This window comes from Mesorhizobium sp. M5C.F.Ca.IN.020.32.2.1 (genome assembly GCF_004023105.1).
Lineage (GTDB): Bacteria > Pseudomonadota > Alphaproteobacteria > Rhizobiales > Rhizobiaceae > Mesorhizobium > Mesorhizobium wenxiniae.
Genome location: NZ_RZSX01000648.1, coordinates 1 through 3,769, shown reverse-complemented (window position 1 = coordinate 3,769; position 3,769 = coordinate 1). Strand labels below are relative to the sequence as shown.

Here is a 3,769-nt window from a genome sequence, read left to right as displayed (position 1 = left end):
GACGGCCAGAGCGGCCTGAAGATGCTGCAGGACGGCCGCATCGACGCCTATTCGCTGCCAGTGCTGTCGATCAATGATCTGGTCAAGAAGGCCAACGACCCGAACCTCGAAGTTGTCGCTCCGGTGGTCGGCGCGCCGGTCTATTGCGACGGCGCAGCCTTCAAGAAGGGCGACGAAGCGCTGCGCGACGCCTATGACGTCGAGTTGGCCAAGCTGAAGGAGTCCGGTGAATTCGCCAAGATCATCGAGCCTTACGGCTTCTCGGCAGCGGCAGCGATGTCGACAAGCCGCGACAAGCTCTGCTCGGCAAAGTAGGCGCCCTTTTCCTTCTCCCCGTTCGCGGGGAGAAGGTGGCTCGAAGGGTCGGATGGGGGCAGCGCCATACTTTGGTTGGTTCGCGCCGCCCCTCATCTGCCTGCCGGCATCATCTCCCCCGTGAACGGGGAGAAGAACGCTGGAACCAACGTCTCGCTAGACATTGAACGCGGAAACTCCCGACCCAATGACCCAATGGTCCGGCTATTTCGGCCTGATAATGCAGGGAGCGCTTGTTACCATCGAGCTGACGCTGATGGGGTCGGTGCTTGCCCTGATCATGGCGTTTCTCGCCGGGCTGGGGCGGCTGTCGCGTTTTTTCGCCATTCGGGCGCTGGCCACCGCCTATATCGAATTCTTCCGCGGCACCTCGATCTTCGTGCAGCTGTTCTGGGCCTATTTCGTGCTGCCCTTCATCGGCATTTCGCTGACGCCGCTGCAGGCGGGCGTGCTGGCGCTCGGCCTCAATGTCGGCGCCTATGCGGCGGAGGTGGTGCGCGGCGCCATCCAGTCGATCGGCCGCGAACAGTACGAGGCCTGCACCGCGCTTAATCTCGGCCGCTGGCAAGGCATGCGCCATGTCATCCTGCCGCAGGCGCTGCTGGTCATGCTGCCGACCTTCGGCAACAACGCCATCGAATTGCTCAAGGCCACCGCCGTCGTTTCGCTGATCTCGCTCGCCGATCTGACCTTCCAGGCGCAGGTGGTGCGCTCGCAGACCGGCAACACGCTGGTGCCGTTCACCACCATTCTCATCATCTATTTCGTCCTTGCGCTGATCATTTCCTGGGGCGTGAGATCGCTGGAACGCCGCATGGCGCGCGGCCTCGACGGGGTGCGCGTATGATGGATCGGGCCTCATAATGGAGTGGGATTGGAATTTCGTCTGGGAGATCATGCCGACGCTGATCCAGGGCGTGAAGATCACCATCCTGGCGACGCTGCTCGGCTCGGTTCTGGCCGCGATCGTGGGGCTGGCCATCGCGCTGGCGCGGCGCTCGCCGAACAAGGGCTTGTCGCGCACCGTCGGCTTCCTCGCCGAATTCATTCGCGGCACGCCGCTTTTGGTGCAGCTCTATTTCATTTTCTACGTGCTGCCCGATATCGGTATCCTGCTGCCGCCGCTGGTGGCCGGCGTCATCGGCCTCGGCCTGCATTACGGCACCTACACGGCTGAAGTCTATCGCGCCGGTATCGAGAATGTGCCGCGCGGCCAATGGGAAGCCGCCAAGGCCTGCAATCTGAACGCCAGGCAGACCTGGACCCACATTATCATGCCGCAGGCGATTCCGCCGATGATCCCGGCGCTTGCCAACTACTTCATCGCGATGTTCAAGGAGACGCCGCTGCTGTCGGCGATCACCGTGCTGGAACTGATGAACCAGGCCAAGAGCGTCGCCAACACCTATTACCGCTATGTCGAGCCGATGACCTTGGTCGGCGCCTTCTTCCTCGTCATCAGTCTTTTCTCGGTCGTGCTGCTACGCTGGCTGGAACGCCGTTACGGCAAGATCGAGAGGTAGTCTTTCATGAAAAACTCGCCCGAGATCAGACTGACGCCGACACGGCCGGGGCTCGACGCGCGTCCCCTGGAAAAGCGCGTCGGGTTGATCATCCTTGCGACCGACCATACGACCGAACCGGATTTTCGCCGCATGGTGGCGAGCGACCGGATCGGCGTTTATGTCGCGCGCATTCCCTACGCCAATCCGACGACGCCGGACAATTTGCGCAAGATGCAGCCGTCGCTTACGGCGGGCGCGGCGCTCATCCTGCCCGATGAGCCGCTCGACGCGATCTGCTATTCCTGCACCTCGGCCTCCGTGGTCATCGGCGATGCCGAGATCGAGGCGGCGGTGCAGGCGGCCAAGCCCGGCGTGCCAGTGGTTACGCCGCCGATGGCAGGCGTGCGTGGTTTGAAGGCGCTGGGCGCCAGGACGATCAGCATCCTTACTCCCTATACGGTCGAAACCAGCCGGCCGATGGCGGCCTATTTCGCGGCGCATGATTTCGAGATCGCCGGCTTCACCTGTCTCGGCTTCGAGGACGACCGCGAGATGGCGCGGATTGCGCCTGCGTCGCTGGTCGATCTGTCGCTCGATGCGATGGACGAAAAAGCCGACGCGCTGTTCGTCTCCTGCACTGCGCTGCGGGCAGCACTTGCCGTAGTCGGCATGGAAGAGGCGATCGGCCGTCCGGTCGTCACCAGCAACCAGGCGACGGCCTGGAACTGTCTGCGGCTTTGCGGGGACGACGAGCCGCGTGCCGAATTCGGCCGTCTGATGACGCTGCCTTTGAATTGATTGCAAAGCAAAGGTCATGACCGCGAACGACGTCACCCTCTCCGATATCCGCGCGGCGCGCGAGCGCATCGCAGCTAAGGTCGAACGCACGCCGACCGTGCTTTCTCCGAGTCTTTCCGGGCACTTGGGTGCGCCTGTTTATCTCAAGCTCGAACATCGGCAGACCACCGGCAGCTTCAAGCTGCGGGGTGCCTCGAACGCCATCGCGTCGCTGAACGCCGAGGAGAAGGCGCGTGGCGTGGTCGCCGCCTCGACCGGCAATCACGGCCGGGCGCTCGCTCATGCGGCGAAGCTCGAAGGCATGCGCGCGACGATCTGCATGTCGCGACGGGTGCCGCAGAATAAGCTCGATGAAATCCGTCGGCTTGGCGCCGAGATCCGCATCGTCGGCAACAGCCAGGACGATGCGCAGCAGGAGGTCGACCGGCTGGTCGCGGAAGGGGGGCTGGTCATGCTGCCGCCCTTCGACCATCCTGGTATCATCGCCGGGCAAGGCACGCTCGGGCTGGAGATCATCGAGCAGGTTGCGGACGCCGCTTTGGTGCTGGTGCCGCTGTCCGGCGGCGGACTGGCAGCGGGTGTCGCCGCGGCCGTGAAGGGCGTCAGTCCGAGCACGAAGGTTATCGGCGTTTCGATGGCGCTGGGTGCCGCGATGAAGGCGAGCCTCAATGCCGGACATCCAGTTTTGGTCGAGGAACTGCCGACGCTGGCGGATTCGCTTGGCGGTGGCATCGGCCTCGACAACCGGCTGACCTTCTCGATGTGCCGCGACCTGCTCGACGACGTGATCCTGCTCGACGAGGGCGAGATCGCCGCCGGCATCCGCCATGCCTATGAACAGGAGCGCGAGATCGTCGAAGGCGCCGGCGCGGTCGGCATCGCCGCCGTGCTGTCCGGCAAAGTCAGGGCGAGCGGCCCCACGGTGCACATTCTGTCGGGCCGCAACATCGACATGACGCTGCACAGGAAAGTCGTTTGCGGCGCAGCAATTGAGGAGAGCGCCGCATGAGCCGAATGACGATACTCACCGAAGTCGAATTGCGCGCGATCGTGAAGCTCGAGCTCGATGCCGTCGCCTGCGTCGAGAATGCGTTCCGCGCGCTTGCCACCTTGCAGGTGGCGATGCCGCCGATGCTGCGGATTGACATTCG

5 protein-coding genes and 1 pseudogene are annotated in these 3,769 nt (G+C 63.8%); all 6 read left to right on the top strand.

Annotated features, from left to right (window positions below):
- A partial coding sequence (locus EOA86_RS26235; RefSeq protein WP_128344356.1) for a transporter substrate-binding domain-containing protein occupies window positions 1-315 on the top strand: 315 nt, incomplete at its 5' end.
- 187 nt (window positions 316-502) lie between these two features.
- Window positions 503-1,162: an ectoine/hydroxyectoine ABC transporter permease subunit EhuC gene (ehuC, locus tag EOA86_RS26230; protein ID WP_065006649.1), complete on the top strand. Its 660-nt coding sequence runs from the start codon at window positions 503-505 to the stop codon at window positions 1,160-1,162.
- Window positions 1,163-1,178: 16 nt separating this feature from the next.
- Complete coding sequence (gene ehuD, locus EOA86_RS26225; RefSeq protein ID WP_029350592.1) at window positions 1,179-1,838, top strand: ectoine/hydroxyectoine ABC transporter permease subunit EhuD; 660 nt, start codon at window positions 1,179-1,181, stop codon at window positions 1,836-1,838.
- 6 nt (window positions 1,839-1,844) lie between these two features.
- Window positions 1,845-2,618, top strand: coding sequence for an ectoine utilization protein EutA (gene eutA / locus EOA86_RS26220; protein ID WP_029350595.1), 774 nt, complete (start codon window positions 1,845-1,847; stop codon window positions 2,616-2,618).
- A 16-nt stretch (window positions 2,619-2,634) separates the two neighbouring features.
- A complete protein-coding gene (gene eutB, locus EOA86_RS26215) occupies window positions 2,635-3,627 on the top strand; it encodes a hydroxyectoine utilization dehydratase EutB (protein ID WP_128344354.1) in 993 nt (330 codons plus the stop codon).
- Window positions 3,624-3,769, top strand: a pseudogene (locus tag EOA86_RS26210) (ornithine cyclodeaminase family protein); the annotation flags it as partial. The gene eutB and the pseudogene EOA86_RS26210, both read left to right, overlap by 4 nt.

Excerpts from the sequence above, each read along its gene's own strand:
- ehuC (WP_065006649.1), top strand. The coding sequence starts at position 503 with ATGACCCAATGGTCCGGCTATTTCGGCCTGATAATGCAGGGAGCGCTT.
- ehuD (WP_029350592.1), top strand. The coding sequence starts at position 1,179 with ATGGAGTGGGATTGGAATTTCGTCTGGGAGATCATGCCGACGCTGATC.
- eutA (WP_029350595.1), top strand. The coding sequence starts at position 1,845 with ATGAAAAACTCGCCCGAGATCAGACTGACGCCGACACGGCCGGGGCTC.
- eutB (WP_128344354.1), top strand. The coding sequence starts at position 2,635 with ATGACCGCGAACGACGTCACCCTCTCCGATATCCGCGCGGCGCGCGAG.